This window comes from Bacillota bacterium (genome assembly GCA_029961055.1).
Lineage (GTDB): Bacteria > Bacillota > Sulfobacillia > JAIMAT01 > JAIMAT01 > JAIMAT01.
This window is the reverse complement of the sequence record JASBVM010000005.1, coordinates 1-22,154: the sequence shown is the minus strand read 5'-3', so window position 1 is coordinate 22,154 and position 22,154 is coordinate 1. Positions and strand designations below refer to the sequence as shown.

Annotated in this window: 18 protein-coding genes; 2 read left to right on the top strand and 16 right to left on the bottom strand. The window is 72.8% G+C overall.

Going from position 1 to position 22,154, the window contains the following annotated elements; translation table 11 throughout:
• Positions 1-13: 13 nt before the first annotated feature.
• The 15 genes from hutH to QJR14_01655 form a co-directional block, all read right to left on the bottom strand.
• Positions 14-1,531 (bottom strand): histidine ammonia-lyase, encoded by a 1,518-nt coding sequence (gene hutH, locus QJR14_01725; protein ID MDI3316340.1) that lies wholly within the window; start codon positions 1,529-1,531, stop codon positions 14-16.
• The gene (locus tag QJR14_01720; protein MDI3316339.1) at positions 1,528-2,835 is read right to left on the bottom strand and encodes a pitrilysin family protein; all 1,308 of its coding nucleotides are present in this window, start codon (positions 2,833-2,835) and stop codon (positions 1,528-1,530) included. Before QJR14_01720 ends, hutH begins: the two co-directional genes overlap by 4 nt.
• Positions 2,828-4,141 carry a pitrilysin family protein gene (locus QJR14_01715; GenBank protein ID MDI3316338.1) on the bottom strand — a complete coding sequence of 438 codons (1,314 nt, stop codon included), beginning with the start codon at positions 4,139-4,141 and terminating at the stop codon, positions 2,828-2,830. The genes QJR14_01720 and QJR14_01715 overlap by 8 nt, the downstream gene beginning before the upstream one ends.
• Entirely contained in the window at positions 4,138-5,412 is a 1,275-nt protein-coding gene (locus tag QJR14_01710) for a hypothetical protein (protein MDI3316337.1), read from the bottom strand. The genes QJR14_01715 and QJR14_01710 overlap by 4 nt, the downstream gene beginning before the upstream one ends.
• 107 nt (positions 5,413-5,519) lie before the next feature.
• Complete coding sequence (locus tag QJR14_01705; GenBank protein MDI3316336.1) at positions 5,520-6,527, bottom strand: COX15/CtaA family protein; 1,008 nt, start codon at positions 6,525-6,527, stop codon at positions 5,520-5,522.
• A gap of 53 nt (positions 6,528-6,580) precedes the next feature.
• Complete coding sequence (locus tag QJR14_01700; GenBank protein ID MDI3316335.1) at positions 6,581-7,966, bottom strand: MFS transporter; 1,386 nt, start codon at positions 7,964-7,966, stop codon at positions 6,581-6,583.
• A 61-nt stretch (positions 7,967-8,027) separates the two neighbouring features.
• Positions 8,028-8,498 (bottom strand): DUF420 domain-containing protein, encoded by a 471-nt coding sequence (locus tag QJR14_01695; GenBank protein ID MDI3316334.1) that lies wholly within the window; start codon positions 8,496-8,498, stop codon positions 8,028-8,030.
• Positions 8,495-9,463: a heme o synthase gene (locus QJR14_01690; protein MDI3316333.1), complete on the bottom strand. Its 969-nt coding sequence runs from the start codon at positions 9,461-9,463 to the stop codon at positions 8,495-8,497. The genes QJR14_01695 and QJR14_01690 overlap by 4 nt, the downstream gene beginning before the upstream one ends.
• Positions 9,464-9,589: 126 nt before the next feature.
• A complete protein-coding gene (locus tag QJR14_01685) occupies positions 9,590-9,898 on the bottom strand; it encodes a cytochrome C oxidase subunit IV family protein (GenBank protein ID MDI3316332.1) in 309 nt (102 codons plus the stop codon).
• A gap of 13 nt (positions 9,899-9,911) precedes the next feature.
• Positions 9,912-10,526, bottom strand: coding sequence for a cytochrome c oxidase subunit 3 (locus QJR14_01680; GenBank protein MDI3316331.1), 615 nt, complete (start codon positions 10,524-10,526; stop codon positions 9,912-9,914).
• Entirely contained in the window at positions 10,523-12,379 is a 1,857-nt protein-coding gene (gene ctaD / locus QJR14_01675; protein MDI3316330.1) for a cytochrome c oxidase subunit I, read from the bottom strand. Before ctaD ends, QJR14_01680 begins: the two co-directional genes overlap by 4 nt.
• Before the next feature lie 84 nt (positions 12,380-12,463).
• A complete protein-coding gene (gene coxB / locus QJR14_01670; protein MDI3316329.1) occupies positions 12,464-13,516 on the bottom strand; it encodes a cytochrome c oxidase subunit II in 1,053 nt (350 codons plus the stop codon).
• A 210-nt stretch (positions 13,517-13,726) separates the two neighbouring features.
• Positions 13,727-15,709: an ATP-dependent zinc metalloprotease FtsH gene (gene ftsH, locus QJR14_01665; protein MDI3316328.1), complete on the bottom strand. Its 1,983-nt coding sequence runs from the start codon at positions 15,707-15,709 to the stop codon at positions 13,727-13,729.
• A 140-nt stretch (positions 15,710-15,849) separates the two neighbouring features.
• Positions 15,850-17,298 (bottom strand): tRNA lysidine(34) synthetase TilS, encoded by a 1,449-nt coding sequence (gene tilS, locus QJR14_01660; GenBank protein ID MDI3316327.1) that lies wholly within the window; start codon positions 17,296-17,298, stop codon positions 15,850-15,852.
• Positions 17,299-17,367: 69 nt separating this feature from the next.
• On the bottom strand, positions 17,368-19,443 hold the full coding sequence (locus QJR14_01655) for a SpoIIE family protein phosphatase (GenBank protein ID MDI3316326.1): 2,076 nt from the start codon (positions 19,441-19,443) through the stop codon (positions 17,368-17,370).
• A 230-nt stretch (positions 19,444-19,673) separates the two neighbouring features.
• Between QJR14_01655 and QJR14_01650 the strand changes: the two genes are divergently transcribed.
• Entirely contained in the window at positions 19,674-19,943 is a 270-nt protein-coding gene (locus tag QJR14_01650) for a ferritin-like domain-containing protein (GenBank protein ID MDI3316325.1), read from the top strand.
• Between the two features lie 114 nt (positions 19,944-20,057).
• A complete protein-coding gene (locus QJR14_01645; protein ID MDI3316324.1) occupies positions 20,058-21,314 on the top strand; it encodes a beta-ketoacyl-ACP synthase II in 1,257 nt (418 codons plus the stop codon).
• An 88-nt stretch (positions 21,315-21,402) separates the two neighbouring features.
• Here QJR14_01645 and QJR14_01640 read toward each other — a convergent pair.
• A partial coding sequence (locus QJR14_01640; protein ID MDI3316323.1) for an AAA family ATPase occupies positions 21,403-22,154 on the bottom strand: 752 nt, incomplete at its 5' end.

The window sequence follows — 22,154 nt, the reverse complement described above, 5'->3', positions numbered from 1 at the left end:
TTCAGCCCCTCCCTCAGGCGGAAGCGGGAATCTCCGCTCCGGGCGGGGTCTCCCGCAGCAGGAGCGCCGCCAGACGCTCCAGCTCCGCGGCCGGGGAGCGGTCGCCACGCAGGGGCGGCACCACGGCGCGGATGCGCCGGTAGACCGCCGACGAAGCCGGGGCCAGCTCCTCGGGGCCGCGCAGGTCGGCCGCGGCCGCCGCCGCCATCGCCTCCGCGGCCAGGACCAGGGCGACGTTCCCCACCACCCGGCGGGCCTTCCTGGCCGCCCAGGCGCCCATGCTGACGTGGTCCTCCTGACCTGCCGAGGTGGGGATCGAGTCGACGCTGGCCGGGTGGGCCAGCGTCTTGTTCTCGGAGACCAGCGCCGCCTGGGTGTACTGGATCAGCATCAGCCCCGACTCGACGCCGCCGTTCCGGGCGAGGAAGGGCGGCAGGCCGCTGGACTGCGGGTTGAGGAGCCGCTCGGTCCGGCGCTCGGAGATGTCACCCAGCTCCGCGACCGCGATGGCCAGCAGGTCCAGCGCCAGCGCCAGCGGCTGGCCGTGGAAGTTGCCGCCGGAGATCGCCTCGGGCGGGTCGGCGAACACCAGCGGGTTGTCGGTGACCGCGTTGATCTCGGTTTCCAGGACCCTGCCCACGTACTCCAGGGCGTCCCGGCTGGCGCCGTGGACCTGCGGCATGCAGCGGAGGCTGTACGCGTCCTGGACGCGCAGCTCCCCCGGCGCCGTGGTCAGGCGGCTCCCCTCCAGGTAGGCGCGGAGACGGGCCGCCGAGCGGATCTGGCCGGGATGGGGGCGGAGCGCCTGGAGCTCGGCCCGGAAGGGGTCGGGGATGCCGCGGAGCGCCTGCAGGCTGAGGGCGCCGACGGCGTCCGCCCACTCCATCAGGCGCTCGGCGCCCATCCAGGCAAGGAGGCCCACCGCCTCCATCAGCTGGGTGCCGTTGATCAGCGCCAGCCCTTCCTTCGCCTCCAGGGCGATGGGTTCGAGGCCGGCCCGGCGGAGCGCCTCGCCCCCAGGAAGGAGCTGACCGTCCACCTCCGCCTCCCCCTCCCCCACCAGGACCAGGGCGGCATGGGCCAGCGGCGCCAGATCGCCGCTGGCGCCGACGGAGCCCTGCTCGGGGACGCGGGGGTGGACGCCGGCGTTAAGCATACCCAGGAGCAGCTCGACCACCTCGGGCCGGACGCCCGAGTGACCGCGGGCCAGGGCGTTCGCCCGGAGGAGAAGGAGGGCGCGGACCTCCTCCCGGCCCAGGGCCGGCCCCACGCCGGCGGCATGGCTGCGCAGGAGGTTCTGCTGGAGCTGGCGGAGTTCCTCGGGCGGGATGGCCACCTCGGCCAGGCGGCCGAAGCCGGTGTTGACGCCGTAGACCGCCGTGCCGCGGTGGAGCATCTCCTCGATCGCCCGGCGCGAGCGGAGCATCCGCTGCCGGGCAGCCTCCGCCAGGCGGACGGGGCGCCCCTCCCGGACCACCTCCTCGAGGCCGGCCGCCGTCAGGTGCTCGCCGTCCACCTCCAGGACGTTCACGCTCTCCCCTCCGGCAGGACCAGCGAGACGGCGTGGAAGTCGGGATCGAGGTGGCCCCGGAGCCGCTCCTCCACCTCCTCCAGCCTCAGCTCCCGCGCCACCGCGAAGGAGTCGAACAGCGTGTGGCCGTGGAAGTAGGCCTCGTTGGCCATGTAGGCCAGGCTCTCCGGGGAGTCCAGCTCCTGCACGAGGCCGCCCAGTACCTTCTTGCGCAGCGCCTCGAAGCGATCCGGGTCGACGCCCCGCCGGCGCGTCTCCTCCACCGCCTCGAGCACCCGCTCCACCAGCCGCTCGGGCTCGTCCGTCTCGCCTTCCACGACGCTCATCCCGAAGTCCTCGTCGCCGTTGTATCCGGAGCCGAACGAGCCGTCGATCAGACCTTCCTCGTAGGCGCTGGCGTAGAAGTCGGAGCCGCGGCCGAAGAGGAGCTCCAGGAGGAGGCTGGTGGCCAGCTCCCGGCGGAAGGCGGCGAGCCCCTCCGCCGCGCCGCCGCGCTCCTTGAAACCGACGGCCACCCAGGGGCGCGCCACGGGCATCCGCTTCTCCACCCGCTTCCGGCCGATCCGGTCCGGCTCCTCGGGCCGGAAGCGCCGGATCGGGACCTGCGCCCGCAGGCCGCGCCGCGCCTGGTCTTCCGCCACCTGATCCACCACCCGCCGGGGATCGACGTCGCCCACCACCGTCAGCACCATGTTGGAGGGGTGGTAGAAGGTGCGGTAACAGCGCTCCAGGAGATCGCGGGTGATCTGCCGGATGGAGTCGGGCGTCCCCGCCACGTCCAGCCGGAAGGGATGCCGGACGTAGAGCGCCTGGCGCAGCTGGAAGTCGATCTGCCAGCGCGGGTCGTCCTGGTACATCCGGATCTCCTGGAGGATGATGCCCCGCTCCTTCTGCACCCCCGCCTCGGTGAAGTAGGGGTGCTGGACGAAGTCCAGGAGGATGCCCAGCGCCTCCTCGAAGTGCTCGCTGGTGGAGAAGAGGTAGGTGGTGGAGGTGTGCGTGGTGAAGGCGTTGGAGCCGGCGCCGAGGCGGGAGAAGCGGTCCATGGCGTCGCCGTCTTCCTCGGCGAAGAGCTGGTGCTCCAGGAAATGGGCGATCCCGTCGGGCACGTCCGTCCGCCCGCTCTCGCCCGGTACCTGGAAGCTGGAGTCGAGACCGCCGTAATGGGTGGCGAAGGTCGCATATTTCTTCGCGAAGCCCGGCTTGGGCAGGACCTGGACCATCAGTCCGGAGGGGAGCAGGGCCCGCTCCATCCGCTCCCCGATCTCCGGCGCCTCCACGCGCTCGATCGCCTGTTCAGGCAAGGCCCAGAGCCTCCTTCTGACCGGTGGCCGTCAGGTAGTAGATGGTATCCAGCTCCACCCGCTGGAAGGCGCGGACCAGATCCTCCCGCCCCACGCGGGCGATCGCCTCCAGCCGTTCGGGCAGGCTCCGCCGGATGCCCCAGAGCGTCTCCTCCAGCGCCTGGTGGATGAGCGCGTCCGGGCTGTCGGTGCTCTCCCGCAGCTGGTTGAAGAGGCGGAGCTTGGTCGTCTCCAGCTCTTCGTCGCTCACCTCGCCCCGCTTGACCGCCTCCACCTGCTCCAGGACGATCTGGAGCGCCCGGTGGTAGTCCGGCGGCTCGATGCCGGCCTGGATGAAGGCGACGCCCTTGCTCGCATCGAGGAAGGAGTAGGCGTAGTAGGCGAGGCTCGCCTTCTCGCGCACGTTCCGGAAGAGCTTGGAGTGGCTGAAGCCGCCCAGGACGCCGTTGGCCACCACCAGAGGATCATAGTCCGGGTCGCCGATCTGGACGCCGGTGCGGAAGCCCAGCACCAGCTTCCCCTGCGCCACCGGCTGCTCCTCCGTCACCACCCGCGGCTGGCCGCCGCGCGGCTCCGCCGCCCGGGTCCCCTCCAGGGGCTTCAGCGCCTCCGGGCGAAGCCGCTCCAGGCGGCGCTCCAGCTCCGCCTCGATCCGGTCCACGGGCCCCTGGCCGACACCGATCAAGACCCGCGGCGCGGAGGCGAGGAGCTCCCGGAAGCTCGCGCTCAGGCGCTCCGCGTCGATGCCGGGGAGATCCTCCGGCCGCCCCCATTTGGAGAGCGCGTAGGGCTCCCCCGCGAACATCGCCTCGATGCAGCGCAGGAGGCTGTACCGCCCCTTCTCGTTGATCAGCGCCTGCTGGCGCCGCGCCAGGTTGACCTTCTCCTGGTCGACGTAGCGCGCCGAGAGCCTGCCTTCTTCCATGTAGGGCTCCAGCACCATCTCGGCCAGAAAGTCCAGCGCCTGCCCGGTCAGCCCCTCGCCCCCCTGCAGGTACCGCTCCTCCGGCAGGTCGAGGTGCCAGCCGACGCTCTCCGCCTCGCCGTGCTTCTGCACGTTGACCGCCAGGTCGGCTCCGTACAGCTCGTCCAGCCGCCGGTGGACGGCCCGCAGGTCGGGGTGCCGCCGCGACCCCCGGATCAGCACCTCCGGCAGGAGCGCCGTCTCCGTCACGCTCTCCGGCCGCAGGTCGCGAAGGAAAAAGAGGCTGAGCCGCAGGCTCCGGAACTTCCCCGTCGGGAGGAAGTAGAACGGGATCCCGCTGCTCAGCCGCCGCGCGACGAACTCGCCCGCCTCACCCGTCAAGCTCTCCCCTCCTCGCTCCGCCTCTCCAGGAGGTGCCGGCGCAGGCGCTCCGGGCGGTTGCGGGCCGGATCCTCCCGCACCCAGGCGGCCAGCCGCTCCAGCTCCCGCCCGATGGCCGCCCCCCCCTGGCCCAGCCAGCGCGCCACCTGGTCGCCCCGCACCGCCAGCTGGCCGACCCGGCAGGGGTCGCCCCGCTCCACCACCTCGCGCAACGCGCGGGACCAGGCTCGGCCTGCGGCCGGCGACAGCACCGCCCGCGGGCAGCTCTCCCACGGGTGGGCGGCCAGCCAGCCGGCGAGGAGCCTCGCCTCCTCGGGCGCCAGCCGTGAGGCCCACTCCCGCGCCTCCACCCCCAGGGAGGGAATGGGCTGGCCATTCGCCGTCGCACCGCCGCCTCCCTCCCGCGCCGCCACCCCCGAAAGCCGGCGCAGTACGCGCAGCAGCTCCTCCACCCGGCGGCGCAGGCGGCCGACCAGAATCCGCTGCGCCGCCACCTCCTCGGCGCGCGAGAAGAGGTGGAGGAAGGCGGTCCAGCGGCTCGCCTCCTCGCGCGGCGCCCGCTCCACCGCCTCACCCAGGTGGCCGACCTCTTCCTCGCCCAGCTCGCCGGCGGCGCCGCCGACCACGGCCCAGACGGCCCCCGTCCGCCAGAGCAGCGCCACCCCTTGCGCGGCCCTGTCGCCCATGAGGAGGCGCTGCATCTCGGCGAAGAGACGCTCGCGCGAGACGCCCGCCAGGTCGGCCGCCCCCCGGAGCGCCGCCTGGGCGGTGGCCTCCTCCATGCTCCAGCCGGTCTCCGCGCAGAGCCGCGCGCCGCGCACCACACGGAGCGGGTCTTCCCGGAAGCGCTCCAGCGGGTCGCCCACGGCGCGGACCCGGCCGGCGCGCAGATCCTCGAGCCCGCCCCAGGGGTCGATCAGCCGGCCGTCCAGCCCGAGGGCCATGGCGTTGACCGTGTAGTCCCGGCGGGCCAGGTCGCCCTCCACCCGGTCGAGCCAGCGGACCTCGGACGGGTGGCGGCGGTCGCCGTACGCGCCCTCGCTCCGGAAGGTGGTCACCTGGACCCAGCGGAGGCCGGTCCAGACGCTGACCGTGCCATACTCCAGCCCGGTGGGCAGCGTCCGCGGGAAGAGCGCCCCCACCCGCTCCGGCGGCGCCGAGGTGGCCACGTCCCAGTCGTGCGGCACCCGCCCGCGCAGCAGGTCGCGCAGGCAGCCACCCACCAGGTAGGCCCGCTCACCCCGGTTCTCCAGCCGCGCCAGAACCGCCACCACGTCGGGCGGGACCGCTGCCAGGAGCTCCGTCCTTCCTCCCCCCTGCGGGTCCCAGTCTACCGTGCTCGGCTGCCGGCGCGCCTATGCGATCCCCGGGCGCCGCCTCAGGCGGGCGCCGCCTGCCGCGGGGCGGGCTCCGCGCGCTCCAGTGGCTGCGTCGCGGGCCGGGGCCCGCTCATGAGGAGCGCGTAGCTGATCGCCGAGAAGAGGAGCGTGACCAGCGTAATGTGCAGGAGCTTGACGCTCAGGACGAGCCCGCTCAGGACGACCAGGCCTCCGCTCAGCACCTGGAGCACCATGAGCAGGAAGGCCGCTTCCGAAGCATGGGCGAGCTCCGGACGCGAGGGGCGGAGTCTCCTCCCTTCCAGCAGGAAGGCGAGGAGCAGGAGCGTGGTCACGAGCGCCGCCAGGCGATGGGCGAACTCGACGGCCGGATGGCCCACCAGCGGGGGCACGAGGGCCCCCTGGCAGAGGGGCCATCCGCCGCAGGCGCCGCCGGAGCCGGTGTGCTGGACGTAGGCGCCCAGGTAGATGGTGCCGTAGACCGCCGCCGCGGAGGCCCAGCCGAGGCGGCGGAAGCGGGCGGGCACCGGCCGGCTGCGCCGCCGCCGCGCCTCCTCTCCCTGGAGGAGCGAGGCCGTCAGCAGCCAGATTCCCGTGAAGGCCAGGAGAGAGATGCCGAAGTGGAGGGCGAGCATGGCCGTCGGCTCGCCCCAGAGCACCGCCGCGGCGCCCAGAAAGGATTCCACCACCACGAAAGCCAGGCCGAAGAGAAGCAGACGCCGCGCCTCGGCGTCACCCCGGCGCCAGCTCCAGACGGCCAGCGGCACCAGCAGCAGGCCGGCCAGTCCCGTCACCACGCGGTGGCCGAACTCGATCATCGCCGGCAGCGTCCACTGCGGGAAGAGCGTGCCGTGGCAGAGCGGCCAGCTGTTCCCGCAACCGTGGCCGGACCCGGTGTTGGTCACCACGGCGCCGGCGATGACCACCACCAGCATGGCCAGGGTGCTGGCCACCGCCAGCGCCCGGAGCCCGGAGGGGATCCGGTCCGCCCGCCCGCCCCCGGTTCGGTCCCCGGTGCCGCGGGTGCGCATCGTCGCTTGCTTGGTCATGGTCGCAGAGCACCTCCATACCCGGCCGGCATACGCGGATGGGGACCTGTCCGTCAGCGCCCGGCCGCCACCCCCGCCGTCCCGGCCGCCCCGCCGCGGACCAGGCCGAAGAGGACGACGCCGGCAAGGGAGGCCAGGGCCACGCCGGCAAACATGCCCGTGAAGTTCCCCGCAGAAGCGGCCAGCCCCAGGAGGACCGGACCGGCCGCCATCCCCACCGAGCGGAAGACCGCCACCAGCGAGAGCGCCTCGCCCGCCTGTCCCTCGCCATAGAGGGCGAGCGCCAGACGGTTGATGGAGGCCCCCATGGTGAAGGCGGTGGCGGCGCCCAGCAGCGCCATGGCGGCCACGAAGCGGGGCAGGTCGAGGTGCGGCCAGGCCATGAGGATCGAGCCGACCACCGCCAGGCCGAGGCCTCCCTGGAGGACCGGTCGCGGCCCCGCGCGGTCGACCAGCACCCCTGCCAGGCCGGCCAGGAGGGCGCCGGTCACCGCGGCAGGCATCATGGCCACGCCCGAGGCGAGGACCGAGAAGTCGAACTCCTTCTGGACCATGGTGGGCACGAGGGCGGAGGCGGAGAGATCGAAGCCGATCACCGCCGACCCCGCCACCAGGGCGACGCCCGACGCCTGGAGGAGCGGCGCCATATCCAGGAAGGGCACCGGCGTCCGCCGCTGCCGGAGGAGGAAGAGGGCGAGCACCACGACCGAGCCCGCGCCCAGCACCCGGCCCGGCGTCCCCTGCACCGTCAGCGCCAGGAGGAAGAGCGCGAGTCCGCCGCTGAAGGCGGCCGCCGCGGGAACATCCGGCAGCGGCCGATCGGAGCGGCCTCCCGGGCGGAGGCCGTGTGCCCGCCAGAGAACGATCAGGACCAGCGGGAGATTCAGCAGGAAGACGCTGGGCCAGCGGAAGTACTGGCCGAGGACGCCGCCCAGGTTGGGGGCGATGACACTCGCCAGGCCGAAGACGGCCCCGAAGATGCCCAGGGCCGTGCCGCGCCGCTCCGGCGGGAAGAGGGCGATCCCCTCCGCCTGCGCGTTGGGGTAGACGGCCCCCGCGCCCGCCCCCTGGATCACCCGCGCGAGCAGGAAGACCGCCAGGTTGGGCGAGAGCACCGCCAGCACGGAGGCGAGGCCGAAGGCGGCGACCCCGGCGCGGAAGACGCGGACGTGACCGATCCGGTCGCCCAGCGCCCCCATCACCGGGGTGGAGGCGGCGTAGGCCACCGTGTAGGCGGTGAGGGTCCAGGCGGCCCACGCCAGCGAGACGTGGAAGTCGCGGGCGATCTGGCCCAACACCGGCGGCAGGATGCTGGTGTCCAGCGCTCCGACGCCCACGCCCAGCAGGTAGATCGCCAGCTCGCCCCACGGCAGTCTCGGGCGCTCCCGCGACCTCCTGGCCTCCTTCCGCCTCTTCTCCGGAGAACGCAGAGCCTGCAAGCCGCTTCCTCCCTCCCGCGCCCGCGCCCCGCAGGGCATCCCTGCGGGGCGCCCGGCCCGGTCAGTGGCCAAGAATCGCCTTCAGAATATGGGTCGTCGGGCCCGGCGGGTAGACGACGTAGAGCATCAGGTAGACCACCAGCCCGGTGGCCGCCGCGACCAGCCACATGCCGGCGGTCCAGGGGGCGATCCGCCGGTGGCGGTCGAACTCCGCCCTGAGCGCGCGCCGCAGGGTGACGATGCCCAGGATCCCCGCCAGGGTGGCCAGCACCGTGTGCGCCTGGAGGAAGGCGAGGTAGGGCAGCCGGAGGCTCTCGGGTCCTCCGAAGGTGGTGTCGCCCACGAGCAGCGTACGCAGGACGTAACTGACGAAGAAGGCGGCTCCCAGCGTCGCGGCGGTCAGCATCAGCCCCCGGTGCTGCTCCACCCGCCCCTGGCGGATCCGCCGCCAGCCCAGGGCCAGCGAGACCGCACTGCCGATCATCAGCAGCTCGCTGAGAAGCGGCGCCCCCCACGCGCCGAAGCCGTTCATACGCGCATCACGTGGCTGACGACCAGCGCCGTGAAGAGAAGGGTCAGGTAGAGGAGCGAGTAGCGGAACGTGCGCCTGGCCCAGGGCGCCGCCGGGTCGCGCTCGCGCCAGAGCAGTCCCTGGAGCACCAGGAACCCCGCGCCCAGGGCGGCCGCCACCACCATGTAGAGCGGGCCTGCGACCCCGGTCCAGCCCATGGCCAGGGAGGCCACCAGGAGTGCCAGCGTGTAGAGGAAGCTCTCCAGCTTCGTCCGCCGCTCCCCCCTGGCCACCGGCATCATGGGGATCCGGGCGCGGCGGTAGTCCTCCTGCCTGTAGAGCGAGAGCGACCAGAAGTGCGGCGGCGTCCACAGGAAGATGATCAGGAACATGAGCACGGCGGCCGGGCTGATCGATCCGGTGACCGCCGCCCAGCCCACCAGCGGCGGGAAGGCGCCCGCGCCCCCGCCGATGACGATGTTCTCGGGCGTCCGCCGCTTCAGCCACATGGTGTAGATGAGGACGTAGTACAGGTAGCCGGCCAGTGTCAGCCCCGCCGCCAGCCATCCCACCTGCCAGGCCATGAGGGTGAAGGCCAGCGCCCCCAGCGCCAGGCCGAAGCCCAGCGCCTGCTCGCGACGCATCCGCCCGGCCGGGATCGGCCGCTGGCGCGTGCGGCTCATCACCCTGTCGATGTCGGCGTCGTACCACATGTTGACCGCGTTGGCGCCGCCGGCAGACAGCGCCAGCCCCAGCAGCGTCCAGAGCACCCTCCAGGGCGAAGGCAGACCTCTCGTCGCCACCAGCATGGCCGCGTAGGCCGTCAGGACCAGCAGCAGGACGATACCCGGCTTGGTCAGCGCCACGTAGTCCGACGCCCTCGCCAGGAAGCCCTCCCGCGGACGGGCCTTGCCCCGCTCCAGCGAGGTCGCCCCCGCCCCGGCGAGGTAGGTCTCTGCCGCCACCGAACCCGGCTCGTGCTTCATCGTTGCCGCCTCCCGTCCCCACCTGTCACGGGACCGGCTCTCCCCGGCCCGGGGACGGGGCCCGGGTGGTCGCCCCGGGCCCCTCCACGCGCCCCGGACCCGTTCCGACACCCTTGGCCGCGCCGGTCAGGGGATCCGGTCGAGGACGCCCAGGGCTACGCCGATCAGAACGGCCAGCGCCACGCCGATGCCGAAGATGACCTGATAGGCGCGCGGTGACCGGTTCAAGTGCATCAGGTAGTAGATCTGCAGGAAGATCTGGACCAGCGCCATCGCCAGCAGGAGCGGAGCCAGCAGCCCGATGGCGACGTGCGCGTAGGCCAGGACCACCGCCGCCACGGTGAGGAGTGCGGCCACCACCGTGCTGATCACATAGGCGCCGATGGGATGCTCGTTCTCGGCCCGCCGTCCGGTTGCCTCGGACCTTGCACTCATGCCGCCTCGCCTCCTAGGCTGCGGTGCCCAGCACGTAGACCACGGTGAAGATGACGATCCAGACCACGTCGACGAAGTGCCAGTAGAGACCGGCCACCTCGAGCTTGTGCGCCTCCTCCGGGCGGAGGTGGCCCCGGAAGGCGCTGATCAGGAGCCCGACGATCCAGGCGACGCCGAAGGCCACGTGCGCCCCGTGGAAGCCGGTCAGGGTGTAGAAGCTGGCCGAGAAGACGTTGGTGTTGAAGAGGAGCCCGTCGCGCATGAAGCTGGAGTACTCGCTGGCCTGGAACCCGAGGAAGACCAGGCCCAGCACTGCCGTCACCGCCAGCCAGAGCTTGACCGCACGCAGGTCCTTCCTCCACATGGAGACGACGCCGAGCACCATGGTCAGGCTGGAGACCAGCAGGTCGAGCGTGGCCAGGGTGGTCATGGGCAGGTCGAAGACGTCCGCGGGAGTCGGCCCCGAGATGCTCCTCCCCTCCAGCGCCACGTAGACGCCGATCAGCGAGGCGAAGAAGACCGCCTCCGAGGAGAGCCAGACCCAGAAGCCCAGGCGGACGTTCTCCGCGTGAAGGGCCGCCTCGCGCTCCTCTTCCTCCTGCAGCGCCTCCAGCGGGCGGCTGCTCATTCGCTGTCACCCCTCGGTTCGAGGAGGTAGCCCCTGTCCGCCTCGAACATCTGCCGGAAGATCGAGTAGAAGCCGACCAGCGCGCCCAGCGCGGCCAGCCAGGCGAGTTTGAAGTAGATGCCATAGGCGGCCACCATCAGGCCCAGCGCCAGGAGCGCCGGCAGGTAAGTCAGCCCGGGCATGTGGATCGCCGCCGCCGCCTCGTCGCCCGCACGCATCCGGCCGTCGCCGTCGGCCGCGTGCTTCTCGTACCAGAGCGGGTCGCGGCTGCGCACCAGCGGGATGACGCGGAAGTTGTAGGCGGGAACCGGGGAGGGCGTCGCCCACTCCAGGGTGCGCGCGTCCCAGGGATCCGCCCCGGCCAGTCTCCCTGAGCGCAGGCTCCAGACGACGTTGGCGACGGTGACCAGCAGGCCGACGGCGAGGACGTAGGCGCCGATGCTGGACAGCAGGTTGTAGAGGTCGACCCCGAGCAGGGGCGAGTAGGTGTAGATCCGGCGCGGCATGCCGAAGAGCCCGCTCAGGTGCATGGGGAAGAAGGTCAGGTTGAACCCGACGAAGGTCAGCCAGAAGCCCCACTTCCCCAGCCGCTCGTCCAGCAGCCTCCCGGTCATCTTGGGCAGCCAGTAGTAGACCGCCGCCAGCATGCTGAAGAGGACGCCGCCGATGGCGATGTAGTGGAAGTGGCCGATCACGAAATAGGTGTCGGTCAGCTGCAGGTCCGCCGGGGCCGTCGCCAGCATCAGGCCGGTCAGACCGCCGAAGATGAAGAGCGGGAGGAAGCCGACGGCATACAGCATGGCCGTCGTGTACCGGATCCGCCCTCCCCACAGCGTCATCAGCCAGACGAAGACGAGGGCGCCCGTCGGCAGGGAGATCAGCTTGGTCGTCACCATGAAGGCGTCGTTGACGACCGGGCCCATGCCGGTCGCGAACATGTGGTGCGACCAGACCGTGAAGGAGAGCGCCGAGATCGCGATCAGCGCCACCACGGCGCCCCGGTAGCCGAAGAGCGGCTTCCGCGCGAACGTCGGCAGGATCTCCGAGATGATGGCCCAGGCCGGCACCGCCAGGATGTAGACCTCCGGGTGGCCCATGATCCAGAAGAGGTGCTGCCACATGAGGGCGTTGCCGCCCAGGGCCGGGACGAAGAAGGCGGTTCCGGCGATGCGGTCGAGCAGGAGCAGGATCAGCGCGACGCTGAAGGGAGGCGCCGAGAAGAGGAGGAGCGCCGACCAGAGGAAGGCGCCCCAGGCGAAGATGGGCATGCGCAGCAGCGACATGCCCGGCGCGCGCATATTGAGGATCGTCGTGATGAAATTGACCGCCGAGACGATGGAGGAGAAGCCGGTCAGGAGCAGCCCCAGGATGTAGAAGTTCTCGCCGGGACCGGAGAAGGCGTCCGAGAGCGGCACGTAGTTGAACCAGCCCGCGTCGGGAGCCCCGCCCAGGAACCAGCTGGAATAGAGGACGATGGCGCCCGCCAGGTAGAGCCAGTAGCTGAGCGCGTTCAAGCGGGGGAAGGCGACGTCGCGAGCGCCGATCAGGATCGGCATGAAGTAGTTGAAGAACGCCGCCGCCATCGGGATGACCGCCAGGAAGATCATGGTCGTCCCGTGCATGGTCAGGATCTGATCGAAGGCCTTCGGGCCCAGGACCGTGTTGTCGGGCCGGATCAGCTGGGTGCGCATCAGGAGCGCCTCGACGCCCCCGGCCCCGAACATGACGGCCGAGGTGACCAGGTAGAGAATCCCGATCCGCTTGTGATCGACCGTCATCAGCCAGCTCAGAAAACCGCGCTCCTCCGCCCTCCGCACCTCGGGCAGGCGAAGCGCCCGTTCCGCCGTGGCCATCTCTCTCCTCACTCCCCTCGAGGTGATGGTCTGGCCTCCCTCAACGCCGGAGACAGACCGCGCTGCCCCTCGCCTGCTCCGCGATCACGGGGCCAGCGGGTTCTCCAGCGCAGCCTTCACCTGGGGGCTCTCATACGTCTTCTGCGACTGCAGGAAGGCGACGAGCTCCCGGATCTGCTGGTCGCTCAACTTCGGGATGATCATGTCGTTGCCCGGCTTCACCGACTGGGGGTCGTGCAGCCACCGGACCAGGTTGGCCGTATCGTTGGGGACCAGGGTCATCGCTCCGATACCGACGCGGCTGCCGATGCCGGTCAGGTTCGGCCCGATCACCCCTTTGGCGTCGGTGCCGTCGATGGTGTGGCAGTTCTTGCAGGTGCCGGGACCGTCGAAAACCTGCCAGCCTGCCAGCGCCTCTCCCGTCAGCTGCGAGACGCCGACCGGATGCTGATGCGACTCCACCCACTTCTGAAAGTCCTCCGGTGACTCCGCCACCACCCGGAGTCGCATGTTGGCGTGGTTCAGCCCGCAGAACTCCTTGCACTGGCCCCAGTAGACGCCGGGCTTGTCGGCCTGGATCCACTCGCTGTTGATGCGGCCTGGGATGGCGTCCAGCGTTCCGGCGATGTTGGGTGCCCAGAAGCTGTGGATGACGTCGACCGAGGTGACCTCGAGGTCCACCTTCGCGCCCACGGGGATGTGCATCTCGTTCGCGGTCACGAACTTGTAGTCGGGGTACTGGAACTCCCACCACCACTGGTGGCCGATCACCTTGACGTGGACGACGCCAGGGCCTTTCGGCGCGCCGGCCAGGACGAACTCGTCCCGGAGCGGCGGCACCACCAGGAAGACGAGACCCAGGGCGATCACCACCCACCAGGCGATCTCCAGCCTGGGGTTGCCCTCGATCTGCGCCGGGGTCTCCTCCTGGCCGGGGCGGTGACGGAACCGGAGCGCTGCGTAGACCACCAAGCCGATCACGATGATGCCGATGACGCCCAGGAAGCGCATGTCCTCCACCAGCGCCGACCGCTGCAGCTGGGAGACCGGGCCGACCGCGTTGAAGTCCGACTGCGGATAGGTCCCACATCCACCCAGCAGCGCCGCCGCCGCCAGAGCGAGTGGCACCAGCGCCACCTTCCTGTGACGCCCACCTCCACCCAAGCATCGTCACCTCCCGTCGATCTCGAGCGCCCAGGCGGGGTACTATTCAGACATTAGGCGCTTTTGCCTTGATTATCTATCGCGCGCAGGTCGATGCCAAGTCAAAAAGAACGGCCGGGTCACTCTCCCGGCCGTTCTCAGGGCTCATCACCCTCTTCGCACCCGCTGGCTCGATCTGGCACCTCAGATCGCGCCCGATGGCGCCTCCGGGTTGGGCCGCGGCGGCAGTGGCAGCCCGGGGTTGATCAGGCCGTGCCGGCCCTCCTCCCGGCCGCCGGCCTGCTCGTTGGAGCGGGAGACGTCGGAGGCGGCGGCGCGGCGCGCGGGCACGGGCGCTTCCTCCGGCGCGTCCAGGATGCGGCCCTCCAGGATGGCCTGGAGCTCGTCGCCCTCCAGCGTCTCCCTCTCGAGAAGGCGGTGGGCCAGCGTGTCCAGGCGGTCGCGGTGCTGCCGGATCAGCTCCTTGGCCGTCTCGTAGCGGGTGGTGACGATCCGGTTGACCTCGCTGTCGATGGCCGCCGCCACCTGCTCGGAGTAGTCCCGCTCCCGGGTCAGCTCGCGACCCAGGAAGGGGCTCGAGGCCTTGTTCCCGAAGGTGAGCGGCCCCAGCTCCTCGCTCATGCCGAACTCGGTGATCATCTGGCGCGCCATCTTCGTCGCCTTCTCCAGGTCGTCGGCGGCGCCGGTGGTGACGTCGCCGAAGACCACCTCCTCCGCGGCCCGCCCGCCCAGGAGCGCCGTGATCCGGTCGAGGATCTCCTCCCGCGAGGTGAGGTAGCGGTCCTGTTCCGGCAGCGAGAGCGTGTAGCCCAGCGCGGCGCCGCGCGAGATGATGGAGACCTTGTAGACCGGGTCGGTGTGAAGGAGGAGCTTGCCCACCAGCGCGTGCCCGCCCTCGTGGTAGGCCACCCGGGTCTTCTCCTCCTCGCTCATGATCCGGCCCTTCCGCTCCGGCCCGCCGGCCATCACCTTGTCGATGGCGGCCTCGACGTCGGCCATCTCGATCCTCTTCTTCTGCTGGCGCGCGGCCAGGAGCGCCGCCTCGTTGAGGACGTTCTCCAGGTCGGCGCCGGTGAAGCCCGGCGTCCGGCGCGCCAGCACCTTCAGGTCCACGTCCTGGCTCAGCGGCTTGTTCCGGGCGTGCACCTGCAGGATGGCGTGACGGCCGTTCAGGTCCGGCCGCTCCAGCACCACCTGGCGGTCGAAGCGGCCCGGGCGCAGCAGCGCGGGGTCGAGCACGTCCGGCCGGTTGGTGGCCGCCATGACGATGATCCCCTCGTGGGGACCGAAGCCGTCCATCTCGACCAGCAGCTGGTTGAGCGTCTGCTCCCGCTCGTCGTGCCCGCCGCCCAGGCCGGCCCCGCGCTGGCGGCCGACGGCGTCGATCTCGTCGATGAAGACGATGCAGGGAGCGTTCTTCTTGGCCTGTTCGAAGAGGTCGCGGACGCGGGCCGCGCCGACGCCGACGAACATCTCGACGAAATCGGAGCCGCTGATGCTGAAGAAGGGCACTCCGGCCTCGCCGGCCACCGCGCGGGCCAGGAGCGTCTTGCCGGTGCCCGGCGCGCCCACCAGCAGCACGCCCTTGGGGATGCGCGCGCCCAGCGCCGCATACCGCTTGGGGTGCTTGAGGAAGTCGACGATCTCCGCCAGCTCCTCCTTGGCCTCTTCGACCCCCGCCACGTCCGCGAAGGTGACCCGGTGCTTGGGGTCGTCCACGTTCATCCTCGCGCGGCTGCGGCCGAACTGCATCACCCGGTTCCCGCCGCCCTGCGAGGACTGCATCATGTACATGAAGAAGCCGACGATGATCACGATGGGCAGCAGCGTGGTGAGCAGGCCGGTCCACCAAGGCGGCTGGGTCGGCGGCTGGATGTCCACGTTGGCTCCCTTGGAGGCCAGCTGGCGGCTGATGTCGTTGATGGAGTCCGGCGGCACCGTGGTGGTGAACTCGGTCTTGTCCTTCAGTTTGCCCAGCAGCCTGCCGTCGGTCTGGATCTGGGCGCTGCTCACCTGACCCTGCTCGACCCAGGTGAGGAACCGGTTATAGCTCACCGCCTCCGGCTGCTTGGTCTCCGTGTGGGAAAAGAGCTGGAACATGGTGACCACCAGGAGCACCAGCAGCACGTAGAAGGCCAGGCTGCGGATCGCCCGATTCGAATTCATCCTCGCCCTCCTAGCAGAAACGGGGAGCCGGTGCCGGTCACGACCCGGCTGCTCCCCCACGGCTCCCCGCTCGGCCCGCTACCGCGGGTCGCGGCCAGATGCGAGTTGATTCTATCATAGGCATCTGCTCGATCCGTGCCCTAGAGCTGCGCAACCGGGCCTTCGATCCGGAGCGCCCAGCCCATGGCGCCAGACGGGGCCAGGATGCGGGCGTCGGGCAGCAGCCCGGGGCTCCAGACCGGCCGGCCCCGGTAGAGTAGCACGGGCCAGCGTGCGCGCGAAGCGGGCGCCAGCCGCCGCCGGAGCGCCCGGTCGAGCCGGACCGGCAGCCCGAGGCCGGAGGGCTGCCAGCGATCGCCCGGCCGGGCGGGGCGCACGGCCAGGCCACCTTCGGTCAGCCGCCGGCCGTCGAGCCAGAGCGGCTGCCAGTGGGCGCCCGGTTCCCCGGGGCGCGGCGCCGGCCCTTCCAGGCGGAAGCGCCAGTAGCGGCCGTCGGCCCCACGCCAGAGCAGGACGGCGGAGAGCGGCAGCGTCCAGGCCGTCGCCTCGGGCGGCGTCGTCACGCCCTGCTCCGGGCTTCGCTCCCGGCCCGCCGGGGCCGCCCCGTCCCTCCGGCGGAGCCGTGCCGACCTCCCTCCCGCCGCCAGCACCCAGCCGGCGCCGAGCTCCTCGCGTCCGCGGCCGCGGAGGACCGCCCGGCGCGCCGCCTCCACCCTGAGGAAGTCCAGCTGCCGGGGAGGCGAGCCGGCCAGCAGGCGGAGGAGCCGCCGCTGGGCGGCCGGGGGCAGGTGCCGGAAACGGCGCCGGTCCAGGCTGCCGTCCGGAAGCCGCACCTCCGGGAGGAGCGCGCGGGTCAGCTCGTCGAGCCAGGCTTCCTCGTCGGTGAGGAGTTCCGCCAGGTTCCAGAGGCGGCGGCGGAGGCCGGGCGCGTATCGTTCCATCTCCGGCAGGAGCCGGAGGCGGAGGCGGTTCCGGAAGAAGGCGGGGTCGGCGTTGCTCGCGTCCTCCCGCGGCCGGATACCCGCCGCCTGGCAGTACGCGCGGGTCTCCTCGCGGCGGAAGGCGAGGAGCGGCCGGACGAAGGGCGGTCGCACCCAGGCCATCGCCGCCAGGCCCCGCCGGCCCGAGCCGCGGAGGAGGCGCATCAGCACCGTCTCCACCCGGTCGTCCGCCTGGTGGCCGAGGGCCACCCGCTCGGCTCCCAGGCGGAGCGCCTCTTCCTCCAGGGCGCGGAGGCGGAGATGGCGACCGGCGCTCTCGACCGACCAGCCGGGGCGGCTGGCCAGGGAGGGGACGTCCACTCTCCGGACCTCCAGGGGGACGCGGCGGGCGGCGGCGAGTTCGGCGCAGAAGCGGGCCTCCTCGGGCGCCTGCGGTCGGAGGCCGTGGTCGACGTAGAGCGCGTGGAGCCGGAGCGGCCAGATCTCCCGGACCGCCGCCAGCGCGTCCAGCAGCGCCGAGGAGTCCGGGCCGCCCGAGAGCGCCACCAGCACGCGCTGGTGCGGGCCGAAGAGGTGACGGGCCAAGGCTTCCTCGGCCAGCCGGCGGCGGAAGCCGTCCACCGTCTGCTTCTCGCCGGAAGCTTCCACGGTCGATCCCCCGGGTCGAGTATAGACGGGACGGCCGGGAGGCCGCCCCGTCCCGGCGGGGCCGTGCGTTCAGCACTCGGGCAGGAGGCGGACGGTCACCACCGTCATGTCGTCCTTCGGCTCCCCGCCGCAGGCCGCCAGCGCCAGCGCCAGCAGGCGGTCGGCCGCCTCCTGGGGCTCCCGGGGCAGCGGGCGGCGAAGGAGCTGCCGGAGGCGGGTCACGCCCTCTGCCCCCACGCCGAGGGCGGAGAGGAGGCCGTCCGTCGCCACAATCAGCAGGTCGCCCGCTTCGAGCGGGCGTTCCAGCGGCGTGGGGCGCGGGAAATCCGGCGCGCCCAGGGGCGGCCCCTGCTGGACCAGCACCTCCACGTCGCCTCCCCGCAGCAGGAAGCTCGGCGGCGCACCGGCCTTGATGGACTCCAGGCGGGCGCGGCGCAGGTCGAGGAGGACCAGGTCCAAAGCGGCCACGCTCTCCCGCGGGGTGCGCAGGGTGAAGAGGGCGCTGGCGGTCTCCACCGCCACCGCCGGCGGGAAGTGAGCGGCCAGGAGCCGCCCCAGCAGCTCGAGCACCGCCTCTCCCTCGCGGGCCGCCGCCAGCCCGCTGCCCATGCCGTCGCTGAGGAGGAGGGCGATCCGGTCGCCTTCCAGCGATTGAGCCGCGTGCCGGTCGCCGCTGGGCGCGCCCTCCCGGGCCGGCCAGCTGGCCGCGCCGATGGCGCAGCCCAGGACCGGCTCCGCCGCCGTCCAGGCCCTGGTCTCCACCGCGGCTGCCGCCTCCTCGGCCAGGGCTCCCACCACCTTGGCCACACCGGTGATCTGGCTGGCCAGGAGGAAGCGACCCTGCTCCAGCCGTCTCGCCGCCACGTGCTCGCCCCGCCGGCGCGCCAGCCATCGCTCCACCGCCGCACGCACGGCCGGCGGCCGGAGACAGCGCGGCGGCCGCCAGGCCTCCGGCAGCGCCGCTTCCTCGCCGGCCTCTTCGAGAAGCGCGGCCAGGTCCGACAGCTCGCGCCGGCGCCGCACCAGGCGGCGCTCCCAGCACTCCTGGAAGGCCGGGCAACCCTGGCAGGGGCCGCCCGTCACCTGCCCGATCAGCTCCTCCATCTCCGGCGGGCCCGCCGGTTTCGGCCGCCCCACCGGCATCTCCACCCGCCGGGCCACGTCCTCCAGGAGGAGCGAGAGCTGCGCCAGGCGCCGCGTCGTCCCCGGACCGGGATCGCCAGGCCGTGGCAGGCTCGCCGCGATCCAGTCGAGCCAGCGGGCGGGCAGCACCAGGAAGAGAAGCGCACCCCCCGCCTCCCCCAGGAGGAGCGACCCCGTCAACGCCTCCGGCACGCCGGCGCCGGCCATGGGCGCCCCGCCGTAGGCGAGGATCACCGCGGCCGCCCCGGCGGCCATGCCCAGGGCCGCGGCGCCGCGCCCCAGGCGCGCCGCCGCGCCGGCCAGGTAGCCCCCCAGCGCCAGGGAGGCGGCCGCGACCGGCTCGCCCGCGCTCAAGGCCAGGAGCGTCCCCGCCACCGCCCCCGCCGCGGCGCCGGCGCCCGCCCCGGCTCGCGTCCCCAGCGAGAGGACGGCCAGGGCCATGGGTACCGGCTGCAGCGCCACGGGTCCCAGCGCCAGGCCGCGCAGTCCGGCGGCGGCCGCACCCGCCAGGAAGGCGACCGGGAGGAGGTCGGTCCAGCGTTCGATCGCCTCCCGCCGGACCAGCGCCCGCTCGCCCAGGAAGACCAGCGAGCCGCCCAGAGCGGCCGAGGGCAGCGAGACAGCCAGCAGCCAGCGGGCGTCGCGGCCCGCGAGCATGACGGCGCTGGCGGCCAGCGCGGCGACCGCGGCAGCCCCGGCACGGCCCCTGCCCCGCCGGCTCCAGGGGAGCCAGAGCAGTTCCAGAACCGCCGACCCCGCGAGGAAGCCGACGGCGCCCCTGGGCCCGCCGGCGCTGAAGCCGCCCGCCGCGCCGGCGACCAGCGCCAGCAGGCGGACGGCCGGGGTGGCGCCGCGGCCGAGCAGGAGCGCGTACCAGCCGGCACCGAAGCCGCCGAGCGAGCCGAGAAGCGCCGCCCGGGCGTAGAGGGCGGTCGAGGCGGCGGCCAGCCAAGGGGTGGCCCGCCGGGCGACGTCCGGCAGGCTCGTCCACCGCTCTCGCATGGCATCCCCTCCCTGCCCCTCGGCAAGTGCGCGCCGGCCATTCTAGCCGCTGCACGGCCGGGTGCCTGTCGACTCCGGCCAAGCTTCCCCCGCGCGCCCCGCGCCTTCTCGCGACGCTTCGACCCGGAGGCGCCGCGCGGCGGCCCGCGGGGACATGCCGGGCGCCTCCCTCATAGCCTGCAAGGGAGGCCCGAACCCCGGTGCGGGCCGGAAAGGGGAGATGATGGCTCTTGCCACGCCACGAGACGAGTCGCTCCCGCGTCCCTGCCGCTCCCCAGCAGCAGGTGGGGGCACAGGGGGCCAGGGTACCGCCCGGCGGCGGTCTGGAAGCGATGCTGGACGAGGCGATCCGTGACGAAGAGGCGGCCGCGCGCATGTACGGCCAGATGGCACGGATGGTGCGGGAGGCGGCCGACGCCGACATCCTCTGGTCGATCCGGCAGGATGAGCTGAAGCATCGCGAACTGCTCCTCCACATGCGCCGGCGTCTCTCCGGCTGAACCGGCCGGGCCTCCCGGAGGAACCGCCCGGGGGCCCGTCGTTTCTACCTGGCGGTAGGAAGGGGGCGGTGCAGCCTCGGCCGAAGGTGAGCCGGCGCGAGGAGGGTGGCGGTCTTGAGCGAGACGGGCGACACGCGCACCCGGTTTCCCCGGGTGGTGGTCACCGGTCTGGGGGCTTTGACCAGCCTCGGGCTGGACGTGGAAAGCAGCTGGCAGGCCCTTCTTCACGGGCGATCCGGGGTGGCGCCCATCACCTCCTTCGACGCCTCCGCGCTGCCGGTGCGCTTCGCCGGCGAGGTGAAGGGTTTCGACCCCCTGCTCTACATGGATCGGCGGACCGCGCGGCGCACGGGGCGCTTCGCCCAGCTGGCGCTGGCCGCGGCGCGCCAGGCGCTGGCCTCGGCCGGCCTCGATCCGGCTCCCGACGAGACCGGCGTCGCGATCGCCACCTCGGGCGGCATCTGGGAGACCGGCGTGCAGGAGCGCCGGCTCGAAGAACGGGGTGCGCACGGCGTCGACCCCCTGCTGGTCCCCAAGGTGGGGGCGCACATGGCCGCCGCTCGCATCGGCCTCGAGCTGGGTCTGCGCGGCCCCAACACGACTGTCAACTCGGCCTGCGCCAGCGGCGCCGACGCCGTCGGCCAGGCCTTCAACCTGATCCGGCTGGGACACGCGCAGGTGATGCTGGCCGGCGGCTCGGACACCACCGTCGCGCCCCTGGCCATCGCGGCGCTGGCCCGCCTCGGTGCGCTCAGCCGGAGGAACGAGGAGCCCGAGCGGGCCTCCCGCCCCTTTGACGCTCGCCGCGACGGCTTCGTCCTGGCGGAAGGCGCGGGGATCCTGGTCCTGGAGAACGAGGAGCACGCGCGGCGACGGGGCGCGCCCGTCCTGGCCGAGCTGGCCGGTGCGGGCTGGTCCTTCGACGCCACCGACGACACGGCCCCCGATCCCGACGGGCAGGCGCTGGCCATGCGCCGCGCCCTGGCCGACGCCGGCACCGATCCGGAGGAGGTCGGCTTCGTCAAGGCGCACGGCACCTCCACGCCGCTCAACGACGTCGCCGAGAGCCGCGCCATCCACGCCGTCTTCGGCCGCCACGCCCGGCGGCTGCCGGTCACCTCGTTCAAGGGGGCCATGGGCCACGCCGCCTGCGCCGCGGGCGCCGTGGAGGCGGTCTTCACCGTCCTGAGCCTGGCGCGCGGCCTGGTGCCGCCCACCGCCAACTACGAGCAGCCCGATCCCGAGTGCGACCTGTCCGTGGTGGCCGGGCGCCCGCTGGAGAGCGCCGCGCGCGCCGCCCTGGCCAACGCCTTCGGCCTGGGCGGCCAGAACGTCAGCCTCCTCTTCCGCCGCTTCCCCGGCGACTCCTGAGGCCGCCGCCAAGCCCCAAGCCGCCGCCGCACGCCGGGGCCCCGGGTCGGAGGACCCGGGGCCCCGGCGCCGCGGGCTAGGCCCCCGCTCAGGCCCGCACCTTCGGCCGCGTCAGCAACCCCTGCGGCCCGCGGATCACCACGTGCGCCCCCTCCGGCGCGCTCTCGCCCTCCCCGGGGAGGTCGACCGTCAGGGTGGCGGGCGGCTGCAGCCGGCCCTGGCTGATCCAGGCGTCCACGTCCACCAGCTGGTCCGTGATCTCGCGCTCCACCACGCGCCCCATCTGGCGGGCACCGGTCTCGGGCGCCGTTCCCAGCTGGACCAGCTTCTCCACCGCCTCCGGGGTCACCTCGAGCCGGAGGCCCGGGTAGCGCTCGGCGAGCCGCTCGCTCAGGCGCCGGACGAACTTCTCGGCCACCCTCCGGTACTCCTCGGGCCCGAGGTCGTGGAAGACGACGATGGCATCCAGGCGGCCGAGGAACTCCGGCCGGAAGGAGCGGCGCAGCGCCCGCATCGCCCGCTCCTGGCGGTCGAGCTCCGCCTGCGCCCGGTCGCCGCGGAACCCGATGGTCTCCCGCGCCAGCTCCTCGCTCCCCACGTTGGAGGTGAAGATCAGGAAGGCATGGGAGGCGTCGGCGGTATGCCCGTTGGCTCCCGTGATCCGCCCCTCCGCCATCATCTGCAGGAAGGCGTTGAAGATGTCGGGGTGCGCCTTCTCCGCCTCGTCGAAGAGGAGGACCGAGTACGGGTGCTCCTTCAGCGCCTTGACCAGCCGGCCTTCCTCGCCGTAACCGACGTAGCCGGGCGGGCTGCCGAGAAGCCGGGAGATGGTGTGCGGCT